This is a genomic window from Kitasatospora sp. NPDC059722 (assembly GCF_042733235.1).
Lineage (GTDB): Bacteria > Actinomycetota > Actinomycetes > Streptomycetales > Streptomycetaceae > Kitasatospora.
Window position 1 is genome coordinate 54,875 of sequence record NZ_JBHWGD010000057.1, and the last position, 2,188, is coordinate 57,062.

General features: G+C 73.0%; 4 protein-coding genes. 2 read left to right on the forward strand and 2 right to left on the reverse strand.

The features are described from left to right. Window positions 1–125 precede the first annotated feature (125 nt). The gene (locus tag ACFV4F_RS29985; protein WP_380507057.1) at window positions 126–269 is read left to right on the forward strand and encodes a hypothetical protein; all 144 of its coding nucleotides are present in this window, start codon (window positions 126–128) and stop codon (window positions 267–269) included. 12 nt (window positions 270–281) lie between these two features. Here ACFV4F_RS29985 and ACFV4F_RS29990 read toward each other — a convergent pair whose 3' ends face one another. Continuing rightward, on the reverse strand, window positions 282–782 hold the full coding sequence (locus ACFV4F_RS29990; protein WP_380443641.1) for a DsbA family protein: 501 nt from the start codon (window positions 780–782) through the stop codon (window positions 282–284). Window positions 783–891: 109 nt separating this feature from the next. Between ACFV4F_RS29990 and ACFV4F_RS29995 the strand changes: the two genes are divergently transcribed. Beyond that, on the forward strand, window positions 892–1,350 hold the full coding sequence (locus ACFV4F_RS29995) for a hypothetical protein (RefSeq protein WP_380507060.1): 459 nt from the start codon (window positions 892–894) through the stop codon (window positions 1,348–1,350). Between the two features lie 28 nt (window positions 1,351–1,378). On the opposite strand, the gene ACFV4F_RS30000 is transcribed toward ACFV4F_RS29995, so the two are convergent. Continuing rightward, window positions 1,379–1,948 (reverse strand): CGNR zinc finger domain-containing protein, encoded by a 570-nt coding sequence (locus ACFV4F_RS30000; protein ID WP_380443645.1) that lies wholly within the window; start codon window positions 1,946–1,948, stop codon window positions 1,379–1,381. Window positions 1,949–2,188 lie beyond the last annotated feature (240 nt).

Below are 2,188 nucleotides of genomic sequence, written 5' to 3' on the forward strand. Positions count from 1 at the left end.
TGTGTCGTGCCCAGCGTGGCGCCCACCCCCCCCGCGACCCCCCGCGTCCAAGCGCCGCGCGCGTGTGGGTGGGGGGGGGGGGGGCCCCCCCGCCCCCGGGGGGCGGCCCCCACGGCCGGACGCTGATGCTGCTCGCCGAACGCGAGTGCCTGGCCGCCGGTGTCCGCACCCTCGGCCTGAACGTCTTCACCGTCAACGAGGTCGCCATCCGGCTCTACGCCTCGCTCGGCTACCGGGTCACCAACCGCCTCTACGGCAAGCCGCTGTGACCCGACGATGCGTCAGGAGGCTTTCTTCTCCTCGATGATGGCGACGATCCGCTCGCGCAGGCCGTCCTGGCTCTGCCCGCCGTCCAGCCGCTTCCCCGCGATCACGTACGTCGGCGTGCCCTCCACCCCGATTGCCTTGCCCTCGGCCTGGTCGGCGTCCACGGTCAGCATGTGCCGCCCGTCGATCAGCGCCGTGTCGACCTCGTCGGCGTCCACCCCGACCTCGCGCGCGACGTCCAGCAGCACCTGCTGCCCCTTCGCGTCCAGCTCCTCGACGCGGGCCAGCAGCGCCTCCACGAACGGCCACCCCAACCCCTGCGCGAAGGCCTCCTCGGCCGCCTCGGCGGCCGCGTAGGCGTACTTGTGCTTCTCCAGCGGGAAGTGCCTCACCTCCACCGTCAGCGCGTCACCGTACTGGGCACGAAGCGCCCGTACGTCGTCCAGGGCGGTACGGCAATCCGGGCACTGGAGGTCGCACCAGAACTCGAGACGGGGAAGGGAACCATCGATCATCCCCCCAGTGTTCCACTAGTGGGCCCCCGCGCCGCCCGGCGGTGCGCCCGAGGGCCCGGCGACAGGAGGCACCCATGACCAGGACGACCCGATCCGACCGGACGCCACCGTGCTGAGCGCGGCCGTCAGCTTCGCACTCACGGCGGCCGGCGTCGCCGTCGCGGGCCTGCGCGCCTACCGGCGCCGCTTCCTCTCCGCGACCCGCTGGTTCGCCGTCGCCCTGCTGCCCGCGGGCCTCTACCTGACCGGCCTGTTCCCGGTCGCCCGCACGATCGCCGACGAGGTCGGCACGTGGGCCACCAAACTGGTCTTCGACCCCCGCGTCTGGACCGGCATCCTGCTGCTCGGCATCTCCGTCGCCCTGCTGCTCACCACGCGGTTCGTGAGCCGCCGCGGCGCGGTCGAGGCGCCGGAGGCCCGCCCGGCGGCGGCCCGGACGCCGGAGCGGTCCGCGGTCGAGGCGGCACAGCCCAAAGCCGCGCCGAAGAAGGCCTCGGCGAAGAAGCAGGACGACGGCCTCGGCGACTTCTCGGACATCGAGGAGATCCTCCGCAAGCGCGGCATCTGACCGACCGCGGGGGCGTGCGGCCGCGGCCTCAGGCGGAGGGCACGGCCTCGGCCGAGCGCTGCCGCGCCCGGTAGGCGGCGACGTGCAGCCGGTTCCCGCAGGTGCGGCTGTCGCAGTAGCGGCGGGAGCGGTTGCGCGAGAGGTCCACGAAGACGCGCGCGCAGTCCGGCGCCTCGCAGCGGCGCAGCCGCTCGCTCTCGCCCGCCATGAAGATGAACGCCAGCGCCATGCCCAGCTCGGCGGCCAAGAGGTCGCCGAGCGCGGCGTGCGGGGCGAAGTAGTGGATGTGCCACCCGTGGTGGTCGTGGTTGGTCAGCCGGGGCGTCGTGCCGGCGGCCGCGACGATCGAGTTGACCAGCTCGGACGCCGCCGCGGTGGACTCCGTCCCGAACACCTCGCGCAGCCGCGACCGCAGGTCCTGCACGCTGCGCAGGTCGCCCTCGGTGAGGGAGTCGATCTCGCTGATCCCCTGGTGGACCACGAAGGCGTCGAGCGCGGCCACGTCCGGCAGCAGCTCGGTGCCGCAGACCTCGGGCGCGGTGTTGAGCAGCTCGACGAGCGTGTTCAGCGCGCACTCGGTGTCGTGGGTGATCAGCACGTGGGGACTCCTCGCGGAGGGGGGACGTCGTTACCCCGCGTCGGCGGTTACCCCAGACCATACCGGGCCGTGCGGCGGAAGGCCGCTGCCTTCTTTCGAAGGTATGTACGGATTGCGTCACTGTGACGGAAAGCAGCCGGCGGTCAATCGAATAACCCCTCCGAAGGCCGGTCCGCCGCCCCGAAAACGGCGGCGCCCGGCATCGAGGCCGGCCACCCGAACGGTTGGCCGGCCTCGATG